General features: G+C 66.9%; 14 protein-coding genes, 1 rRNA gene, 1 riboswitch and 2 other annotated features. Of the genes, 2 read left to right on the top strand and 13 right to left on the bottom strand.

Features of this window, described 5'->3' with window-relative positions:
• Positions 1-239, bottom strand: a 239-nt coding sequence (locus tag EAO76_RS22500; RefSeq protein WP_148837962.1) for a transposase, incomplete at its 3' end; no start/stop codon positions are given.
• Between the two features lie 279 nt (positions 240-518).
• On the opposite strand from EAO76_RS22500, the gene EAO76_RS22495 reads away from it, so the two are divergent.
• Positions 519-725: a DUF5999 family protein gene (locus EAO76_RS22495; RefSeq protein ID WP_148837756.1), complete on the top strand. Its 207-nt coding sequence runs from the start codon at positions 519-521 to the stop codon at positions 723-725.
• A gap of 87 nt (positions 726-812) precedes the next feature.
• Here the strand turns inward: EAO76_RS22495 and gcvP are convergent, their stop codons facing one another.
• Positions 813-3,698, bottom strand: coding sequence for an aminomethyl-transferring glycine dehydrogenase (gene gcvP, locus EAO76_RS22490; protein WP_148837755.1), 2,886 nt, complete (start codon positions 3,696-3,698; stop codon positions 813-815).
• A gap of 194 nt (positions 3,699-3,892) precedes the next feature.
• A riboswitch (glycine riboswitch) is annotated at positions 3,893-3,989 on the bottom strand.
• Positions 3,990-4,090: 101 nt separating this feature from the next.
• On the opposite strand from gcvP, the gene EAO76_RS22485 reads away from it, so the two are divergent.
• A complete protein-coding gene (locus EAO76_RS22485) occupies positions 4,091-4,471 on the top strand; it encodes a PRC-barrel domain-containing protein (RefSeq protein WP_187438745.1) in 381 nt (126 codons plus the stop codon).
• Here the strand turns inward: EAO76_RS22485 and EAO76_RS22480 are convergent.
• From EAO76_RS22480 to rrf, 11 genes are all read right to left on the bottom strand, one after another.
• Positions 4,396-5,859 (bottom strand): DNA polymerase IV, encoded by a 1,464-nt coding sequence (locus EAO76_RS22480; protein ID WP_148837753.1) that lies wholly within the window; start codon positions 5,857-5,859, stop codon positions 4,396-4,398. The two genes, EAO76_RS22485 and EAO76_RS22480, sit on opposite strands and share 76 nt — an antisense overlap.
• Before the next feature lie 57 nt (positions 5,860-5,916).
• Entirely contained in the window at positions 5,917-6,534 is a 618-nt protein-coding gene (locus EAO76_RS22475; RefSeq protein WP_148837752.1) for a MerR family transcriptional regulator, read from the bottom strand.
• 168 nt (positions 6,535-6,702) lie between these two features.
• A complete protein-coding gene (locus EAO76_RS22470) occupies positions 6,703-7,176 on the bottom strand; it encodes a bifunctional nuclease family protein (protein WP_006123076.1) in 474 nt (157 codons plus the stop codon).
• 53 nt (positions 7,177-7,229) lie between these two features.
• Positions 7,230-7,967 (bottom strand): MerR family transcriptional regulator, encoded by a 738-nt coding sequence (locus tag EAO76_RS22465; RefSeq protein ID WP_148837751.1) that lies wholly within the window; start codon positions 7,965-7,967, stop codon positions 7,230-7,232.
• Between the two features lie 40 nt (positions 7,968-8,007).
• Positions 8,008-8,925: an FHA domain-containing protein gene (locus EAO76_RS22460; protein ID WP_187438759.1), complete on the bottom strand. Its 918-nt coding sequence runs from the start codon at positions 8,923-8,925 to the stop codon at positions 8,008-8,010.
• Between the two features lie 61 nt (positions 8,926-8,986).
• Complete coding sequence (locus tag EAO76_RS22455) at positions 8,987-9,799, bottom strand: DUF881 domain-containing protein (RefSeq protein WP_148837749.1); 813 nt, start codon at positions 9,797-9,799, stop codon at positions 8,987-8,989.
• Between the two features lie 5 nt (positions 9,800-9,804).
• The gene (locus EAO76_RS22450) at positions 9,805-10,137 is read right to left on the bottom strand and encodes a small basic family protein (RefSeq protein ID WP_003970459.1); all 333 of its coding nucleotides are present in this window, start codon (positions 10,135-10,137) and stop codon (positions 9,805-9,807) included.
• The gene (locus tag EAO76_RS22445; protein ID WP_148837748.1) at positions 10,134-11,057 is read right to left on the bottom strand and encodes a DUF881 domain-containing protein; all 924 of its coding nucleotides are present in this window, start codon (positions 11,055-11,057) and stop codon (positions 10,134-10,136) included. The genes EAO76_RS22450 and EAO76_RS22445 overlap by 4 nt, the downstream gene beginning before the upstream one ends.
• A 98-nt stretch (positions 11,058-11,155) precedes the next feature.
• Positions 11,156-13,651 (bottom strand): mannose-1-phosphate guanyltransferase, encoded by a 2,496-nt coding sequence (locus EAO76_RS22440; protein WP_148837747.1) that lies wholly within the window; start codon positions 13,649-13,651, stop codon positions 11,156-11,158.
• Positions 13,652-13,764: 113 nt separating this feature from the next.
• Complete coding sequence (locus EAO76_RS22435; RefSeq protein WP_148837746.1) at positions 13,765-14,373, bottom strand: CDP-alcohol phosphatidyltransferase family protein; 609 nt, start codon at positions 14,371-14,373, stop codon at positions 13,765-13,767.
• Between the two features lie 159 nt (positions 14,374-14,532).
• Positions 14,533-14,649 (bottom strand): 5S ribosomal RNA (gene rrf, locus EAO76_RS22430).
• Between the two features lie 141 nt (positions 14,650-14,790).
• Positions 14,791-14,979, bottom strand: a sequence feature (23S ribosomal RNA rRNA prediction is too short).
• Positions 14,980-15,336: 357 nt separating this feature from the next.
• Positions 15,337-18,760 (bottom strand) — a sequence feature (most likely nonfunctional fraction of RNA operon).
• Positions 18,761-18,810 lie beyond the last annotated feature (50 nt).

Raw genomic sequence — 18,810 nt, 5'->3', positions numbered from 1 at the left:
GCACACAGGATCCGGTCCCACGTGCCGTCCGCCGACCAGCGCCGGTGCCGTTCATAAACGGTCTTCCAGCTGCCGAAACGCTCGGGAAGGTCCCGCCACGGTATACCCGTCCGGACCCGGAACAAGATCCCGTTGATCACTCTGCGGTGGTCGTTCCACCGTCCTCCACGCAGCCCCGACGCCGGCAAGTGCGGCTCCAGCCGGACCCACTCGGCATTCGTCAGATCGCCCCGCCCCATGCCAGACACAACGAGTCAGCAATCCGACAGTCACAAGATCCGCCGGACGCTGCCTAGCCCGCTCAGGCCACCCCGAACCACCCGAAGGGACAGTGCAGTTGCGGTGAACCGTCCTCCCGGGTGACGCGTCCTCCGAGTAAGAAGAAGTGCTGCTGCGAAATCCCTGCGGAAAGACGCCCGTGGGGCAACACTGGGACCGGACCGATCGAGACGGGGGCGGCCATGAACAGCTCAGCCAGTCGCAGGACACTCACCACCACGCAGCGAAAGAACCCAGCCATGTGCCAGCACCAGCCACCTTGCCCGACCGCCGACTCAGCCGACCGGGAGGCCGCCCGCCTGACGGCCCACCATCCGGAACAGGGCTGGAGTCTGCTGTGCAACGGCGTCCTGCTCTTCGAGGACACCGGCGAGCTGCTTCCGGACGGGCAGATCATCGCCCCGCACCGCCCGCTGGAGGCCGGCCGGGTGGTCAGGGCCGCCTGACCGCGGCCGGTACGAACGGGGGCCGGCCCGGAGATCCCTCCGAACCGGCCCCGACGCGTGTCCGCGTCACTCCTCCGCGTCGATGACTCAGCTGTCGTACTCGTCCAGCGGCGGGCAGGAGCAGACGAGGTTGCGGTCACCGAAGGCACCGTCGATCCGGCGCACCGGCGGCCAGTACTTGTCGGCGGCCGAGACGCCCGCCGGGAAGACCGCGGTCTCCCGGCTGTAGCCGTGCTTCCACTCCCCGCCCAGCATCGCCGCGGTGTGCGGGGCGTTGCCCAGCGGGTTGTCGTCCGTGCTCCACTCGCCCGAGGCCACCTTCTCGACCTCGCCGCGAATGGCGATCATCGTGTCGCAGAACCGGTCGAGCTCCGCGAGGTCCTCGCTCTCGGTCGGCTCGATCATCAGCGTCCCGGCGACCGGGAACGACATGGTCGGCGCGTGGAAGCCGTAGTCGATCAGACGCTTGGCGATGTCGTCGACGCTGACGCCGGTGGCCTTGGAGATCGGCCGCAGGTCCACGATGCACTCGTGCGCGACCAGCCCGGCCGGGCCGGTGTACAGGATCGGGTAGTGCGGCTCCAGCCGCTTGGCGATGTAGTTGGCGGCCAGCACGGCGACCTGCGTCGCGCGCTTGAGGCCCTCCCCGCCCATCAGGCGGACGTACGACCAGGAGATCGGGAGGATGCCGGCCGAGCCCCACGGAGCGGCCGAGATCGGCCCGACGCCGGTCTCGGGGCCCGCCGTGGGCTGGAGCGGGTGGTTCGGCAGGTACGGGGCGAGGTGCGCGCGCACGCCGACCGGGCCGACGCCGGGGCCGCCGCCGCCGTGCGGGATGCAGAAGGTCTTGTGCAGGTTGAGGTGCGAGACGTCGCCGCCGAACCGCCCCGGCCGGGCGAGACCGACCAGCGCGTTGAGGTTGGCGCCGTCGACGTACACCTGGCCGCCGGCGTCGTGCACCTCGGCGCAGATGTCGGCGACGTGCTCCTCGAACACACCGTGCGTCGACGGGTAGGTGATCATGAGCACAGCGAGTTCCTCGCGGTGCTTCTCGATCTTGGCGCGGAGGTCCTCGACGTCGACCTCGCCGTCGTCGGCGGTCTTGACGACGACGACCTTCATGCCGGCCATCACGGCGCTGGCGGCGTTGGTGCCGTGCGCGGAGGACGGGATGAGGCAGATGGTCCGCTGCTCGTCGCCGTTGGCCCGGTGGTACGCCCGTACGGCCAGGAGGCCGGCGAACTCGCCCTGCGAGCCCGCGTTCGGCTGGATGGAGACCGCGTCGTACCCGGTGACCTCGGCGAGCCGCTCCTCCAGCTCACGGATGAGGGTGAGGAAGCCCTGCGCCTGCTCCGCCGGGGCGAAGGGGTGCAGCGCGCCGAACTCGGGCCAGGTGATCGACTCCATCTCGGTGGTCGCGTTCAGCTTCATGGTGCAGGAGCCGAGCGGGATCATGCCGCGGTCCAGCGCGTAGTCCCGGTCGGCGAGCCGGCGCAGGTAGCGGAGCATCGCGGTCTCGGAACGGTGCTGGTGGAAGACCGGGTGGGTGAGGATCTCGTCGGTGCGCAGCAGCCCCTCGGGCAGCACGTCGGCGGCGGAGGCGTCCAGCGCCTCGATGTCCCCGTCGGCGCCGAAGGCGGCCCAGACGGCGGCGATCTGCTCACGGGTGGTGGTCTCGTCGCAGGCGAGAGAGACCACGTCGGCGTCGACGAGCCGCAGGTTGACCCCGCGCTCGCGGGCACCCTCGACGACCTCCGCGGCCCGGCCCGGGACGCGCACGGTGAGGGTGTCGAAGTAGGAGCCGGTCACGACGTCGGCACCGGCGGCACGCAGGCCCTCGGCCAGGATCGTCGCGTAGCGGTGGGTGCGCCGGGCGATCGTGCGCAGCCCGTCCGGGCCGTGGTAGACGGCGTACATCCCGGCCATGACGGCGAGCAGCACCTGCGCGGTGCAGATGTTGCTGGTCGCCTTCTCGCGGCGGATGTGCTGCTCGCGGGTCTGCAGGGCCAGCCGGTACGCCTTGTTGCCGTCCGCGTCGACGGAGACGCCGACGAGGCGGCCGGGCAGGCTGCGGGCGAACTTCTCGCGCACGGCCATGAACCCGGCGTGCGGTCCGCCGAAGCCCATCGGCACGCCGAAGCGCTGGGTGGTGCCGACCGCGATGTCCGCGCCCAGGTCGCCCGGCGAGGTGAGCAGGGTCAGGGCCAGCAGATCGGCGGCGACGGTGACGACCGCACCGAGCTCGTGGGCCCGCTCGATGACCGGCCGGATATCCCGGACGGCTCCGGAGGCGCCCGGGTACTGCACCAGCACGCCGAAGACACCGCGCTCGGCGATCTCCGCCGGGATGCCGTCGGACAGGTCGGCGACGACGACCTCGACACCGGTCGGCTCGGCACGGGTCTCGATGACCGCGATCGTCTGCGGCAGGGCGTCGGCGTCGACCAGGAAGACGCCGTTCTTCACCTTGCCGACGCGCCGGGAGAGCGCCATGGCCTCGGCGGCCGCAGTGCCCTCGTCGAGCAGGGAGGCACCGGAGGTGGGCAGCCCGGTCAGCTCGGCGACCATGGTCTGGAAGTTGAGGAGCGCCTCCAGGCGCCCCTGGGAGATCTCCGGCTGGTACGGCGTGTAGGCCGTGTACCAGGCGGGGTTCTCCATGACGTTGCGCAGGATCACCGGCGGGGTGAAGGTGCCGTAGTAGCCGAGCCCGATCATCGGGGCCAGCACCTGGTTGCGGTCCGCGAGGGAGCGCAGCTCGGCGAGGACCTCGGCCTCGGTGCGCGCGTCCGGCAGCCGGAGTGCCTCGGTGCTCTTGATGACATCGGGCACCGCGGCCGCGGTGAGCTCGTCCAGCGAGCCGTACCCGACCTGGGCGAGCATCTTCGACTGCGCCTCGGCGTCGGGGCCGACGTGCCGCTGTTCGAACGGAATGCCCTGCTCCAGCTGGGAGAGCGGGGTGCGACGGGGGGTCATGATGGAGGCCTCCTGGTCTGTCACGACCTGCGAGGGGCACCTCGGCGCGGGTGCCCGGACGGCCTCCCCCTCTGTCATCTCAACCTGAGAGCTTCACCGGCATGCCCTACGGACTGCCGGCTTTCACCGTCGGTGAGGAAGGGAACCGCTTCGGCACCCGGCCGCACGGAACCCGCCCTGCTTTCCAGAGTGACCTCGTCCGTGCGGTACGGGGGCCTGAGAGATTCCGGGGAGGATTTGCTCCTTCGGCGCCTTCGGATCAGTTCCGGAGGACTCTCCCGCACGGGGTCAGCGGCCGTCACCAGCCTACCAGCGGGGTTCTTCGTCGAACCCTCGAGTGGCCGACCCCCCGAATCTGCCCTTTTGTAGTGCTTGTGGAGTAGCCGCGACCAATGGGAGGGATCGTGCAGACCGACATCGATCCGCGCAGCCTGATCGGCCGCAAGGCATTCGACCGCAGGGGCACCAAGATCGGAACCGTGGACGAGGTGTACCTCGACGACGCGACCGGTGTGCCCGAATGGGCGGCCGTACGCACCGGGCTCTTCAGCCGGGACGCGTTCGTCCCGCTGGAACCCAGCGAATTCGTGGACGACACGCTCCGCGTCCCCTTCGACCGCGCGCTGATCAAGGACGCGCCCGACTTCGGTGTCGGCCGCCACCTCTCACCGGAACAGGAGCTCCAGCTCTACCGGCACTACGGTCTGGACTCCCCGCCCGAGGAGGTCGGCCCCGACCGGGACTTCGGCAGGCTGGCGGGCCAGGAGGAGTAGTCCGCCGGGTTGCGCACCAGCGGGAGCGGGTCGGCCGGCCGCAGCGCCGCGTCGTCGATCCGGAACGTGCGCACCCGGCCGGGCGCCGAATCCGGCTCCTCGAACCGCACCGTCACCCGCCCGACACCGCTGCCCTGCACCCAGCCGTGCCCGTAGGTGTCGTGGTGCACGTCGTGCCCGGCGTGCCAGTGCCGCGCGGCCGGGTCCTCGGGGGTGCCCGGGGGCTCCGGGCGCGGGCCGTCCGCCGGTCCGGCCCGGTCGTCCCGGGCCGTCGCCGCCTCCCCGGCCGCAGCCCGCCCGTCGGCGGCCAGCTCACCCGCGGCCTGGGCGAAGAGGTCCTCCTGCGTGTAGTCGGCGAGCCCCGTGACGCCCACTCCGAGCAGCCGGACGCCCCCGGTGGTGTCCACGGCCTCCAGGAGCCGCGCGGCGGCCTCACGGACCACTGCGGGGTCGTCCGTGGGCCCGCGCAGCGTCTCGGACCGGGTGAGCGTCGAGAAGTCGTACCGGCGCACCTTGAGGACCACCGTCCGCCCGGACCGCCCCGCACCCCGCAGCCGCTGGACGCACCGGTCGGCCAGCCGCTCCACCTCCGTCCTGACCCTCACCCGGTCGTGCAGGTCGACGTCGAAGGTGTCCTCGACCGAAACCGACTTCGCGTCGCGTTCCGCGACCACGGGCCGGTCGTCGTGGCCGAACGCCATGTGGTGGAGCGAGCCGCCGTGCGCCCTGCCCAGCAGACGCACCAGCTCGGCCTCCCCCGCCGCGACCAGGTCGTCCACCGTCGTCATCCCGGCCCGGCGCAGATGGTCCGCCGTGGCGGGGCCGACCCCGGGCAGGATCCGCACCGGCATGGGCGCGAGCAGCTCCCGCTCCGTGCCCGGCTCGATGACCCGCAGGCCGTCCGGCTTCGCCTCCTCCGAGGCGATCTTGGCCAGCATCTTGGAACCGGCGAGCCCGACCGAGCCGGTGAGCCCGGTGACCGCTCTGATGGCGGTGCGCAGCCGCTCGCCGATCTCCCGCGCCGAAGCCGTGTCGTCGGCCCTCCCACCGGCCTCCAGGTCGACGAACGCCTCGTCCAGGCTGAGGGGCTCCACCAGCGGGGAGAGCCGTGCGAGCAGCTCCATCACCTGGTTGCTGACCGCCCGGTACAGCTGGAAGCGGGGCACCAGATAGGCCGCGTTGGGCGCCAGCCGACGCGCCTGCGCGGTCGGCATCGCCGAGTGGACCCCGAAGCGCCGCGCCTCGTACGAGGCGGTCGCCACGACTCCCCTGGGCCCCAGCCCGCCCACCACCACCGGCTTGCCGCGCAGGCTCGGCTTCGCCGCCTGCTCCACGGAGGCGTAGAAGGCATCCATGTCCAGATGCAGGATGGTGGGAGCGGTTCTCACATCAACCGATGCTGCACCACGGCACTGACAATCGCCGGGCCCGGGGCCGCGGCGGGGTCAGCCGGCGCGGTTGCGCCGCCGTGCGAGCTCGTCGGTGGGGTTGTTGCCGATCAGCGTCTCGCCGGTGTCCACCCGCTCGCCGTGCAGCTGCGACAGGGCGGCGTCGACGTCCTGCCACACCACGCCCACCGCGATGCCGAAGACACCCTGACCACCCCGGAGCAGGTCGACGACCTCGTCGGGCGATGAGCACTCGTAGACCGTGGCCCCGTCGCTCATCAGGGTCATCCGCTCCAGGTCCTGGAACCCGCGGGCCCGCAGGTGCTGCACCGTGGTGCGGATGTTCTGGAGGGCGACGCCCGTGTCCAGGAAACGCTTCACGATCTTCAGCAGGACGACGTCCCGGAAACTGTAGAGCCGCTGCGTACCGGAGCCGTACGCCGGGCGCACGCTCGGTTCCACCAGCCCTGTGCGCGCCCAGTAGTCGAGCTGCCGGTAGGTGATGCCCGCGGCCGCACAGGCCGTGGGCCCCCGATAGCCGATGTCGCCGGCCGATGCCCCGCCGTCCCCCGCCACCGCGGCCGGTTGAACCGGCTGCACGATGGTGTGGTCGGCTGTACTCCCCTGCTGCGGATACGGCCCACCCGCCGCCGTACCGTCGCCGCTGCTTCTCACGCCGACCTCCGTCCTTGACCTGCCATCTCGAAGGTAGGCAGTCACTCGGGGTGCGTCAACGATCGCCACACTCGGCACGCCGAGTGATAATCACCCCGAGGGTGGTTTCCCGTGTCTCGCGAGCGGGAAAGGCTTGCCGGATGCGCTGCTGGCGACCCCGTGGAACGGTCATTGGCTGTTGGTACCGAAATCCTCCGGAGAGATCTGATCGAGGAACTCGCGGAACTTCTCCACTTCGTCCTCCTGCTCGTCCGGGATGGCGATGCCCGCGTCGTCGAGCACACCGTCACTGCCGTAGATCGGCGTTCCGGTGCGCAGCGCGAGCGCTATGGCGTCGGACGGCCGCGCGCTCACCTCGACACCACTGGCGAACACCAGCTCCGCGTAGAAGACCCCTTCCCGCAGGTCCGTGATGCGGACCTCGGTCAGCTCCTGGCCGACGGCCTCGAGCACGTCCTTGAAGAGATCATGGGTCAGCGGCCTGGCCGGAGCCATGCCCTGCTGGGCGAAGGCGATCGCGGTCGCCTCACCAGGACCGATCCAAATGGGGAGGTACCGGTCGCCTCCCACTTCACGCAGGAGCACGATCGGTTGGTTGGAGGGCATTTCCACCCGGACACCCACAACGTCGAGCTCGTTCACACAGCAACCCTAGGACGTGCTCGGCAGGTTTGGGTAGTCGGGCACCGTCGTGATCAGTGCAGCCGGATTCCCAGAGCGGTCTGGACGAGGGCCGAATGAAGCCGCACGGACAGCTCCGCCAGCTCCTTCGCGGTGGCCTCCGCATGCGCTCTGGTCTGCGGATTCCGGTGTCGGCGCAGAGGCGCGACCACCTGCTCGATGAGCCCCGCCTCACGATCCGCGGCCGCCCGCATGGCACGCAGGTGACGCGGTTCCAGACCGAACCTGCCCAGATCCGCCACAAGCTTGGCCACCGTGACCATCTCGGCGTCGTAGCCGCCTTCGGCCGTCGGAGCGACCAGGCCGTACGACTCCCACTCGTCGAGGTCGCTCTCACTGACCTCGGCGGCCGCGAGCAGTTCGGCGCGGCCGATCCGGGCCGCGGTCCGCCCCGGCTCCGCCTCCCGGCCGCCGACGAGCTCCCGCACGCCGCCCGCGGCCGGCAATGCGGACTGCTCGCCGCGGGCGAGTGCGTCGAGGTGCTCGCGAATGACCTTCAGCGGGAGGTAGTGGTCCCGCTGCATGCGCAGCACCTGGGCCAGGCGTTCCACATCGGCGCTGCGGAACTTTCGATAACCGGAAGGGGTCCGCTGCGGCTCGACAAGTCCTTCGGCCTCCAGGAAGCGAATCTTGGAGATCGTGACCTCGGGGAACTCGTCCCGCAGACGCAGGAGCACCGTGCCGATGCTCATCGGGCGGTCGTCGGCGGTGGCGGCGCCGGTCACGGCACCGCCCGTCGGTGTTCTCAGCATGGCCCTTCCTGGGGGTCCCCCGACGGAGCCGGGGGACGGGTCAGATGCCGCGCTGGCTCGCGTAGAAGACCAGCCGGTACTTGCCGATCTGCACTTCGTCGCCGTTGGACAGCGGCACGGAGTCGATGCTCTCGCGGTTGACGTAGGTGCCGTTCAGGCTGCCCACGTCCGCGACCGTGAAGCTGCCGTCGGGGCTCCTGCGGAACTCCACATGTCGACGCGACACCGTCACGTCGTCGAGGAAGATGTCGCTCTGCGGATGGCGGCCGGCCGTGGTCAGCTCACCGTCCAGCAGGAAGCGGCTGCCCGAGTTCGGCCCGCGGCGCACCACCAGGAGCGCCGAGCCGAGCGGAAGGGCGTCGACGGCGGCCTGCGCCTCGGGCGAGAGGGACGGTACGGCCGTCTGCCCGGTGACCTCCGCCTCGTACGCCTCGAGACCGGAGATGGAGATGGTCGAGGTCGTCTCCGAGGCACGCTCGGGGATTCCGCCCCGCAGCGGCGCACCGCAGTTGGAGCAGAAACGACTGTCCTCGGCATTGCGGTGCCCGCACCTCGTACAGACCGGCATGGACGAGCCTTCCTGTCCGGGGGTGAACCCTCCACCCGTACTTGAGGTCGACGGTTCTCCGAAACCTATGCGGCCGGGACCGGCAGGGTCAACAGACGACGCGCCGGAAAATCCCGAATTGTCACCACCCTGGCCCGCCACCTCATCACGGAAGAGCGGGCGTTCCGTGCCCTGCTCATCCCCCTGGCCATGGCGCGGTGCGCGATGGCGGGCGGCCTCGTCGCGAGCGCTCTTGCCGAACAACTTCCCAAACAACTTCACGGGCGATTCCCCTTGACCGAAATAGACCCGCCCGTGGGGCAGGACGAACCCTGAATGAACACACCTGCCGACCCGGACATCTTCACAACGTCCGTATCCACTCGACAGTTTCCACCACGCGCCACCAATACGATGCGGCGACCCCCCGCAACCTCGTGCCCGTCTCCTCCGGCCCCTCCACGCCGCGGACTCACGGTGACGACGACCGAGCGTAGTCAGGCTGCTTCGCCGGTCGCAAGGCGTCCACCACGATGTCGTCGGCCCGCACGACCTGCACGGTGGCCTGCTCCTTCTCCAGTGTCTGCACGACGCCGCCCGGGATGTTCAGCGCCGGCTCCAGATCCTGGGGCTTGCCGATCACCTCGAAGACGTACGGCGCGGCGATCTTGCGGCCGTCGACCTTGACGTCGCCCCCGTCACCGGAGAAATACGTGTTGGCCACCACGCGCACCCCGTTGACCTGGATCGCCTCGGCGCCCGCGGCACGCAGCTCCTGGAGCGCGTCGAGCAGCATGTCCGCCTTGACCCCGTTGCCCGGGTCGTTGACGGTGAGCGTGATCCCGGGTCCGTGAGCCGCCACGGTGCCCGCGAGGACGCCGAGTTGCCGCTCCTTCTCCACGGTCTGCTTGCGCGCCTCCTCGGCCTGGTCGGAGCTGTTCTCCAGCTCCGTGCGCTGGGCGTCCAGCCGCTGCTTCTCGTCCTCCAGGCGCTGCGTGCGGTCGTCCAGCTCGTCGAGGATCCGGACCAGGTCCTCCTGGCGGGCCCCTCGCAGGGCACTGTTGTCGCTGTTGGACCGTACCTGGATGGCGAGCCCGAGGCCGAGCCCGAACAGCAGCAGCGCGACGACGAGTTGGGCCCGTGTCACCCGGGGCGGCCACAGTCCGGCGATCAGCCGCTGGCGCCCGGTGAGCTCCTTGGCGGGGCCGACCGGCCGCTCGGCCGTGCTTTCCTCGTTCTCCCCGTCCTCGGGGAGCCCACCGGCGGGGAGTTCTTCGTTGCTCATCGGCCTCAGGCCCTGAAGACGTGCCGGCGGATGGCCGCGGCGTTGGAGAAGATCCGGATGCCGAGCACGACCACCACACCGGTGGACAGCTGCGCTCCGACGCCCAGCTTGTCGCCCAGGAACACGATCAGGGCCGCCACCACGACGTTCGACAGGAACGACACGACGAACACCTTGTCGACGAAGATCCCGTCGAGCATGGCCCGCAGGCCACCGAAGACCGCGTCGAGGGCGGCCACGACGGCGATGGGCAGGTAGGGCTCGACCACCGCCGGCACCTCGGGCCGGACCAACAGTCCGACCACGACTCCCACGACGAGGCCCAGTACGGCGATCACGATGTGCCCTTCTTTGTGTCTGCCGCACCACTGCCGGTGTCTGCGGCCCTGTAAGGCTCTGCTGTACGTACGATCAGGCTGGGCGCGACCGGAAGGCTCACCTTCTGCTGCACGGACAGGCTCGTCCGGATGTCGAAGGTGTCCTTGAGCGCCTGCAGGTACTGGCCGTCGGCGCTCTCCCGGAACGCGTTGCCGAGCTGCTTGCCGTTGCCCACCGCCAGCACCGTGTAGGGCGGCACGAGCGGTCTGTTGTCGACCAGTATGGCGTCGCCCGCCGCGCGGATCGCGGACAGGGCCGTCAGGCGCTGGCCGTTGATCGCGATCGCCTCCGCACCGGACTGCCACAGGCCGTTGACGACCCGCTGGAGGTCCCGGTCGCGCACCCGCCCGGTGTCGGCGAACCCGCTGGTCTCCCTGGGCCCGCCGCCGCCCTGGGCGGTGTCCTCGGCGTCGTCGACGACGAGCTTCACGCCGGGCCCCTCCACGAGGGTGGCCCCGGCGAGCAGCGCCACCCGTTCGCCCTGGTCCCCGCCGTGCTTCTCCAGCGCCTTGCGCTGGCGCCTGCCCACGTCCGCCCGGAGCTCGTCCACCTGGGACTCCAGGGTGTCGGCCGCCTCCGTCTCGTCGCCGATCCGGTCGATCAGCTCCTGGCGCTCCTTGGCGAGGACGGGTGCGGCGACGCGCGCCTCCGCGGCACCGAGCGTGACGACGAGGGCCGCGAGCACCAGACAGGCGGCGAGGCCGAGCTTCGCCTTGAGCGTGCGGGGCATGCCCGCGCTTCCGTCCGCCTTGCGACGCGCCGAGGCTTCGGCGTATCCGTCGTCCAGGCTGTGGTCCATCACATTGGTCAGCAGCGACATGGACGCATCGGGACGCGCGGGCGGGGAGGCTGTACTCCGATCGGGGGGCTGCTGCGACATGCCGCACATCGTCGCACGTCGTCACCGCTACCGCCGAATGGCCCCACCGGTGTGCCCGAAGGCGTTGCCGGACGCCTCCGGGCACACCGGGCAGCCCCTTACTGACCTGCGCTCTCCACGACCGCCGCCCATTCGTCCAGCAGTGCCTGCGCGGAGGCGTCGTCCGGGCCCTCGGCCCACAGATGAGTGGTCGCCTCGGCCCGGTCCGGCAGCACCATCACCCAGCGCCCGTCGGCCTCGACGACCCGTACGCCGTCCGTCGTGTCGACGCTGCGGTCACCGGCAGCCTCCACGACCCGGCGCATGACCAGGCCCTTGACGGCCCACGGCGTGGCGAGATCACGGCGCAGGACATGGGCACGGGGAATGCGGGCGTCGATCTGGCTGAGGGTGAGCTGGGTCCGGGCGACGAGCCCGAGGAGTCTCACGAACGCGGCGGATCCGTCGAAGACGCTGCTGAATTCGGGAACGATGAAGCCGCCGCGGCCGTCTCCACCGAAGATGGTTCCTTCCTCGCGTCCGACGCGCGTCAGGTCGTCGGGCGATGTCGTCGTCCATTCGACCTGCGTGCCGTGGTACGCCGCGACCTGCTCGGCCACGCGTGTCGTGGTGACCGGCAGTGCCACCCGGCCGCTGCGCCGTTCGGCCGCCACGAGGTCGAGCAGCACCAGGAGGGCCCGGTCGTCCTCCACGATCCTGCCCCGTTCGTCGACCAGGGAGAGCCGCTCGCCGACCGGGTCGAACCGCACCCCGAACGAGGCCCGTGCCGAGGAGACGATCTCGCCCAGCCGTACCAGCCCGGATCGCCGGGACTCGGCGGTCTCGGTGGGTCTGGACTCGTCGAGGCCGGGATTGATGGTCAGCGCGTCCACGCCGAGCCGTCCCAGCAGACTGGGCAGTACGAGCCCGGCGCTTCCGTTGGTCGCGTCGACGACCACCTTGAGCCCCGCGTCGGCGATCCCCGTGGTGTCCACGTTCCGCAGCAGGGCCCCGGTGTACGAGTCGAAGACGCTGGACGGGAAGTGCAGGTCCCCGATCTCCCCGGGGAAGGCGCGCCGGTACTCCTGGCGTGCGTAGACCCGGTCCAGCTTCCGCTGCCGTGCCTGGGAGAGGTCCGCTCCCCGCTCGTCGAAGAACATGATGTCGACCGAGTCCGGCACCCCGGGGGACGTGCGGATCATGATCCCTCCGGCGCTGCCCCGCGCGGTCTGCTGGCGGGCGACGGGCAGCGGTACGTTCTCCAGGTCCCGGACGTCGATGGCGCTGGCCTGGAGGGCCGAGATCACCGCCCGTTTCAGGGCGCGGGCGCCACGGGAGTGGTCGCGTGCGGTGGTGACCGTGGAACCCTTCTTCAGCGTCGTGGCGTACGCTCCGGCGAGCCGGACCGCCAGCTCGGGCGTGATCTCCACGTTCAGGATCCCGGACACTCCCCGGGCGCCGAAGAGGTGCGCCTGTCCGCGTGACTCCCAGATGACCGACGTGTTGACGAAGGCGCCGGCCTCAATGGTCTTGAACGGGTAGACGCGGACATTGCCCTGGATGATCGACTCCTCGCCGATCAGGCATTCGTCCCCGATGACCGCGCCGTCCTCGATGCGGGTGGCCCGCATGACGTCGGTGTTCTTTCCGATGACGCAGCCTCGCAGATTGCTCTGCTGGCCGATGTAGACGTTGTCGTGCACCACGGCCCTGTGCAGGAACGCGCCGCTCTTGACGACCACGTTCGATCCGATGACCGTGTGTTCGCGGATCTCCGCCCCGGCTTCGACCTTTGCGTAGTCGCCGATGTAGAGCGGACCGCGCAATACCGCGTCGGGGTGCACTTCCGCGCCTTCCGCGACCCATACGCCCGGCGAGATCTCGAATCCGTCGATGTCGACATCGACCTTGCGTTCGAGAACGTCGGCCTGGGCCTTCACGTAGCTCTCGTGGGTGCCGACGTCCTCCCAGTAGCCCTCGGCGACGTAGCCGTAGATGGGCTTGCCCTCCTTCATGAGCTGCGGGAAGACATCACCGGACCAGTCCACCGACACGTCGGCCTCGACGTAGTCGAACACCTCGGGTTCCATGACGTAGATGCCGGTGTTGACGGTGTCCGAGAAGACCTGGCCCCAGGTGGGTTTCTCCAGGAAACGCTCGACCTGCCCGCCCTCGTCCACGATGGTGATGCCGAATTCCAGGGGGTTGGGCACACGGGTCAGGCACACCGTGACGAGGCCGCCCTTTTCCTTGTGGAAGGCGATGAGCTCGGTGAGGTCGAAGTCGGTGAGCGCGTCACCGGAAATGACGAGGAAGGTGTCGTCCTTCAGTGCTTCCTCGGCGTTCTTCACGCTCCCGGCGGTGCCGAGCGGCTTCTCCTCGTTGGCGTAGCTGAGCTCCATCCCGAGCTCTTCGCCGTCCCCGAAGTAGTTCTTGACCAGCGAGGCGAGGAACTGGACCGTCACCACGGTCTCATTGAGCCCGTGCCGCTTCAGCAGCCGAAGCACATGCTCCATGATCGGCCGATTGGCTACGGGCAGAAGCGGCTTGGGCATGCTCGAGGTCATGGGGCGAAGACGAGTGCCTTCGCCACCAGCCATCACGACGGCCTTCATGTCGGAAACGTCCTCCTTGAAGAGACGACGATCAGCCGACTTCGCCCGTCGGGGGCACCATCCGGTTCATCAGCGGCGGGCCGGCCACACTGCGCGGCACCGCGTCAACGAGCTCAATCGGCTACTGCATCCGCCTTGACGAGCCGGCGGACCTGAACCACGTAGAGGATCCCTGCCCACCAATAGAGCGTTGTACCCCAACCTGCGAACGCCCATCCGAAAATGGCAGCCAGCGATGCAAGCCAACCACTTCCGTCGCTGAGCAGCAACAAGGGGAAGGCGTACATCAGGTTGAACGTGGCCGCCTTGCCCAGGAAGTTCACCTGGGGCGGCGGGTAACCGTGCCGGCGCAGGATTCCGACCATCACGAGGAGCATCAGTTCGCGGGCGAGAAGTGCCGCGGCGAGCCACAGCGGAAGGATCTCGCGCCAGGTCAGGCCGACAAGCGTCGAAAGGATGTAGAGGCGGTCCGCAGCGGGGTCCAGGAGCCGGCCGAGACTGCTGATCTGGTTCCACCGACGGGCGAGCTTGCCGTCGAGATAGTCGCTGACACCGCTGAGCATCAGCACCAGCAGCGCCCAGCCATCGCTCTTGGGCCCGCCGAACTCGGGGCGGAGAATCAGCCACAGGAAGAGCGGAACCCCGGCAAGGCGAGCCATGCTGAGGATGTTGGGGATGGTGAGCACCCGGTCCGTCTGAACCCGAGTCTCCTGGACCTCCACCCGGGGGCCTCCTGTGAAGAACGTGCCAATGATGCCCCCTGACCCTACCTTCAGCTGCCGCGGGGGGAGCCACAGGGGTGACGGAAACGCTCTGGAGGAGTGGGTGGTGAACGCAGAAGAGCCCCGCACCATGAGGTGCGGGGCTCTCCCGGAATGATCGTTCGGCGGCGTCCTACTCTCCCACAGGGTCCCCCCTGCAGTACCATCGGCGCTGAAAGGCTTAGCTTCCGGGTTCGGAATGTAACCGGGCGTTTCCCTAACGCAATGACCACCGAAACACTATGAAATTCTGAACAACCGGTGACAACACAGCCGTTCGTTATTTCAGAACAAACACAGTGGACGCGAGCAACTGAGGACAAGCCCTCGGCCTATTAGTACCAGTCAGCTCCACCCGTTGTTACTACTCCCGGAATCACGGTTGTTTTCTCTTCCTGAGGGTACTGAGATGTTTCACTTCCCCTCGTTCCCTCCACACTGCCTATGTGTTCAGCAGCGGGTGACAGCCCATGACGACTGCCGGGTTTCCCCATTCGGACACCCCCGGATCAAAGCTCGGTTGACAGCTCCCCGGGGCCTATCGCGGCCTCCCACGTCCTTCATCGGTTCCTGGTGCCAAGGCATCCACCGTGCGCCCTTAAAAACTTGGCCACAGATGCTCGCGTCCACTGTGCAGTTCTCAAACAACGACCAGCCACCCATCACCCCGCTCCGAAGAAGCAGGTTCACTGGGGCCGGCAACTGAGGCGACCATACGGCCGTACCCTCAGACACCCAACAACGTGCCCGACACGACCATCCGCTGACTCACGTTCCACGCCGAAGCAGTACTGYTGAACAACAAACCGTCGTGCCGAATAGTCAACGTTCCACCCATGAGCAACCACCGCCGGACGTTTGCCGACGTAGTGGCCTCTGACCCGGAAGACCGGGTGAGAAGTGCTCCTTAGAAAGGAGGTGATCCAGCCGCACCTTCCGGTACGGCTACCTTGTTACGACTTCGTCCCAATCGCCAGTCCCACCTTCGACAGCTCCCTCCCACAAGGGGTTGGGCCACCGGCTTCGGGTGTTACCGACTTTCGTGACGTGACGGGCGGTGTGTACAAGGCCCGGGAACGTATTCACCGCAGCAATGCTGATCTGCGATTACTAGCAACTCCGACTTCATGGGGTCGAGTTGCAGACCCCAATCCGAACTGAGACCGGCTTTTTGAGATTCGCTCCGCCTCGCGGCATCGCAACACAGTGGACGCGAGCAACTGAGGACAAGCCCTCGGCCTATTAGTACCAGTCAGCTCCACCCGTTACCGGGCTTCCACATCTGGCCTATCAACCCAGTCGTCTACTGGGAGCCTTAACCAATCAAGTTGGTGGGAATACTCATCTCGAAGCAGGCTTCCCGCTTAGATGCTTTCAGCGGTTATCCCTCCCGAACGTAGCCAACCAGCCATGCCCTTGGCAGAACAACTGGCACACCAGAGGTTCGTCCGTCCCGGTCCTCTCGTACTAGGGACAGCCCTTCTCAATATTCCTACGCGCACAGCGGATAGGGACCGAACTGTCTCACGACGTTCTAAACCCAGCTCGCGTACCGCTTTAATGGGCGAACAGCCCAACCCTTGGGACCGACTCCAGCCCCAGGATGCGACGAGCCGACATCGAGGTGCCAAACCATCCCGTCGATATGGACTCTTGGGGAAGATCAGCCTGTTATCCCCGGGGTACCTTTTATCCGTTGAGCGACAGCGCTTCCACAAGCCACTGCCGGATCACTAGTCCCGACTTTCGTCCCTGCTCGACCCGTCGGTCTCACAGTCAAGCTCCCTTGTGCACTTACACTCAACACCTGATTGCCAACCAGGCTGAGGGAACCTTTGGGCGCCTCCGTTACTCTTTAGGAGGCAACCGCCCCAGTTAAACTACCCATCAGACACTGTCCCTGATCCGGATCACGGACCCAGGTTAGACATCCAGCACGACCAGAGTGGTATTTCAACGACGACTCCACAACCACTGGCGTGGCCGCTTCAAAGTCTCCCACCTATCCTACACAAGCCGAACCGAACACCAATATCAAACTGTAGTAAAGGTCCCGGGGTCTTTCCGTCCTGCTGCGCGAAACGAGCATCTTTACTCGTAGTGCAATTTCACCGGGCCTATGGTTGAGACAGTCGAGAAGTCGTTACGCCATTCGTGCAGGTCGGAACTTACCCGACAAGGAATTTCGCTACCTTAGGATGGTTATAGTTACCACCGCCGTTTACTGGCGCTTAAGTTCTCAGCTTCGCCGACCCGAAAGTCGGCTAACCGGTCCCCTTAACGTTCCAGCACCGGGCAGGCGTCAGTCCGTATACATCGCCTTACGGCTTCGCACGGACCTGTGTTTTTAGTAAACAGTCGCTTCTCGCTGGTCTCTGCGGCCACCCCCAGCTCAGGAAGCAAGTTCCCTCACCAGCGATGGCCCCCCTTCTCCCGAAGTTACGGGGGCATTTTGCCGAGTTCCTTAACCATAGTTCACCCGAACGCCTCGGTATTCTCTACCTGACCACCTGAGTCGGTTTAGGGTACGGGCCGCCATGAAACTCGCTAGAGGCTTTTCTCGACAGCATAGGATCATCCACTTCACCACAATCGGCTCGGCATCAGGTCTCAGACTTATATGCACGACGGATTTGCCTACCGTGCGTCCTACACCCTTACCCCGGGACAACCACCGCCCGGGCTGGACTACCTTCCTGCGTCACCCCATCGCTTACCTACTACAAGTCTGGTTCGTCGGCTCCACCACTACCCTCAACTCCGAAGAGATCGGGCCGGCTTCACGGACTTAGCATCGCCTGATTCAGTATTGGGCGTTTCAAAGCGGGTACCGGAATATCAACCGGTTGTCCATCGACTACGCCTGTCGGCCTCGCCTTAGGTCCCGACTTACCCTGGGCAGATCAGCTTGACCCAGGAACCCTTAGTCAATCGGCGCACACGTTTCTCACGTGTGTATCGCTACTCATGCCTGCATTCTCACTCGTGAACCGTCCACAACTGCCTTCCGGCGCTGCTTCACCCGGCACACGACGCTCCCCTACCCATCCCAGCACCCGTTGGGGCTTATATGCTGGAATGACACGACTTCGGCGGTACGCTTGAGCCCCGCTACATTGTCGGCGCGGAATCACTTGACCAGTGAGCTATTACGCACTCTTTCAAGGATGGCTGCTTCTAAGCCAACCTCCTGGTTGTCTCTGCGACTCCACATCCTTTCCCACTTAGCGTACGCTTAGGGGCCTTAGTCGATGCTCTGGGCTGTTTCCCTCTCGACCATGGAGCTTATCCCCCACAGTCTCACTGCCGCGCTCTCACTTACCGGCATTCGGAGTTTGGCTAAGGTCAGTAACCCGGTAGGGCCCATCGCCTATCCAGTGCTCTACCTCCGGCAAGAAACACACGACGCTGCACCTAAATGCATTTCGGGGAGAACCAGCTATCACGGAGTTTGATTGGCCTTTCACCCCTAACCACAGGTCATCCCCCAGGTTTTCAACCCTGGTGGGTTCGGTCCTCCACGAAGTCTTACCTCCGCTTCAACCTGCCCATGGCTAGATCACTCCGCTTCGGGTCTTGAGCGTGCTACTAAAAYCGCCCTGTTCGGACTCGCTTTCGCTACGGCTTCCCCACACGGGTTAACCTCGCAACACACCGCAAACTCGCAGGCTCATTCTTCAAAAGGCACGCAGTCACGACATGCAAGCAAGCTTGCATGCGACGCTCCCACGGCTTGTAGGCACACGGTTTCAGGTACTATTTCACTCCGCTCCCGCGGTACTTTTCACCATTCCCTCACGGTACTATCCGCTATCGGTCACCAGGGAATATTTAGGCTTAACGGGTGGTCCCGCCAGATTCACACGGGATTTCTCGGGCCCCGTGCTACTTGGGTGTCTCTCAAGCAAGCCGTCAATGTTTCRGCTACGGGGGTCTTACCCTCTACGCCGGACCTTTCGCATGTCCTTCGCCTACATCAACGGTTTCTGACTCGCCTCACGGCCGGCAGACCGTGAAAGAGAGATCCCACAACCCCGCATGCGCAACCCCTGCCGGGTATCACACGCATACGGTTTGGCCTCATCCAGTTTCGCTCGCCACTACTCCCGGAATCACGGTTGTTTTCTCTTCCTGAGGGTACTGAGATGTTTCACTTCCCCTCGTTCCCTCCACACTGCCTATGTGTTCAGCAGCGGGTGACAGCCCATGACGACTGCCGGGTTTCCCCATTCGGACACCCCCGGATCAAAGCTCGGTTGACAGCTCCCCGGGGCCTATCGCGGCCTCCCACGTCCTTCATCGGTTCCTGGTGCCAAGGCATCCACCGTGCGCCCTTAAAAACTTGGCCACAGATGCTCGCGTCCACTGTGCAGTTCTCAAACAACGACCAGCCACCCA

This window comes from Streptomyces sp. sk2.1 (assembly GCF_008120935.1).
In the GTDB taxonomy this organism is placed as follows: Bacteria; Actinomycetota; Actinomycetes; order Streptomycetales; family Streptomycetaceae; genus Streptomyces.
The sequence above is the reverse complement of the archived record's forward strand: the minus strand, read 5'-3'. Positions and strand labels throughout refer to the sequence as shown.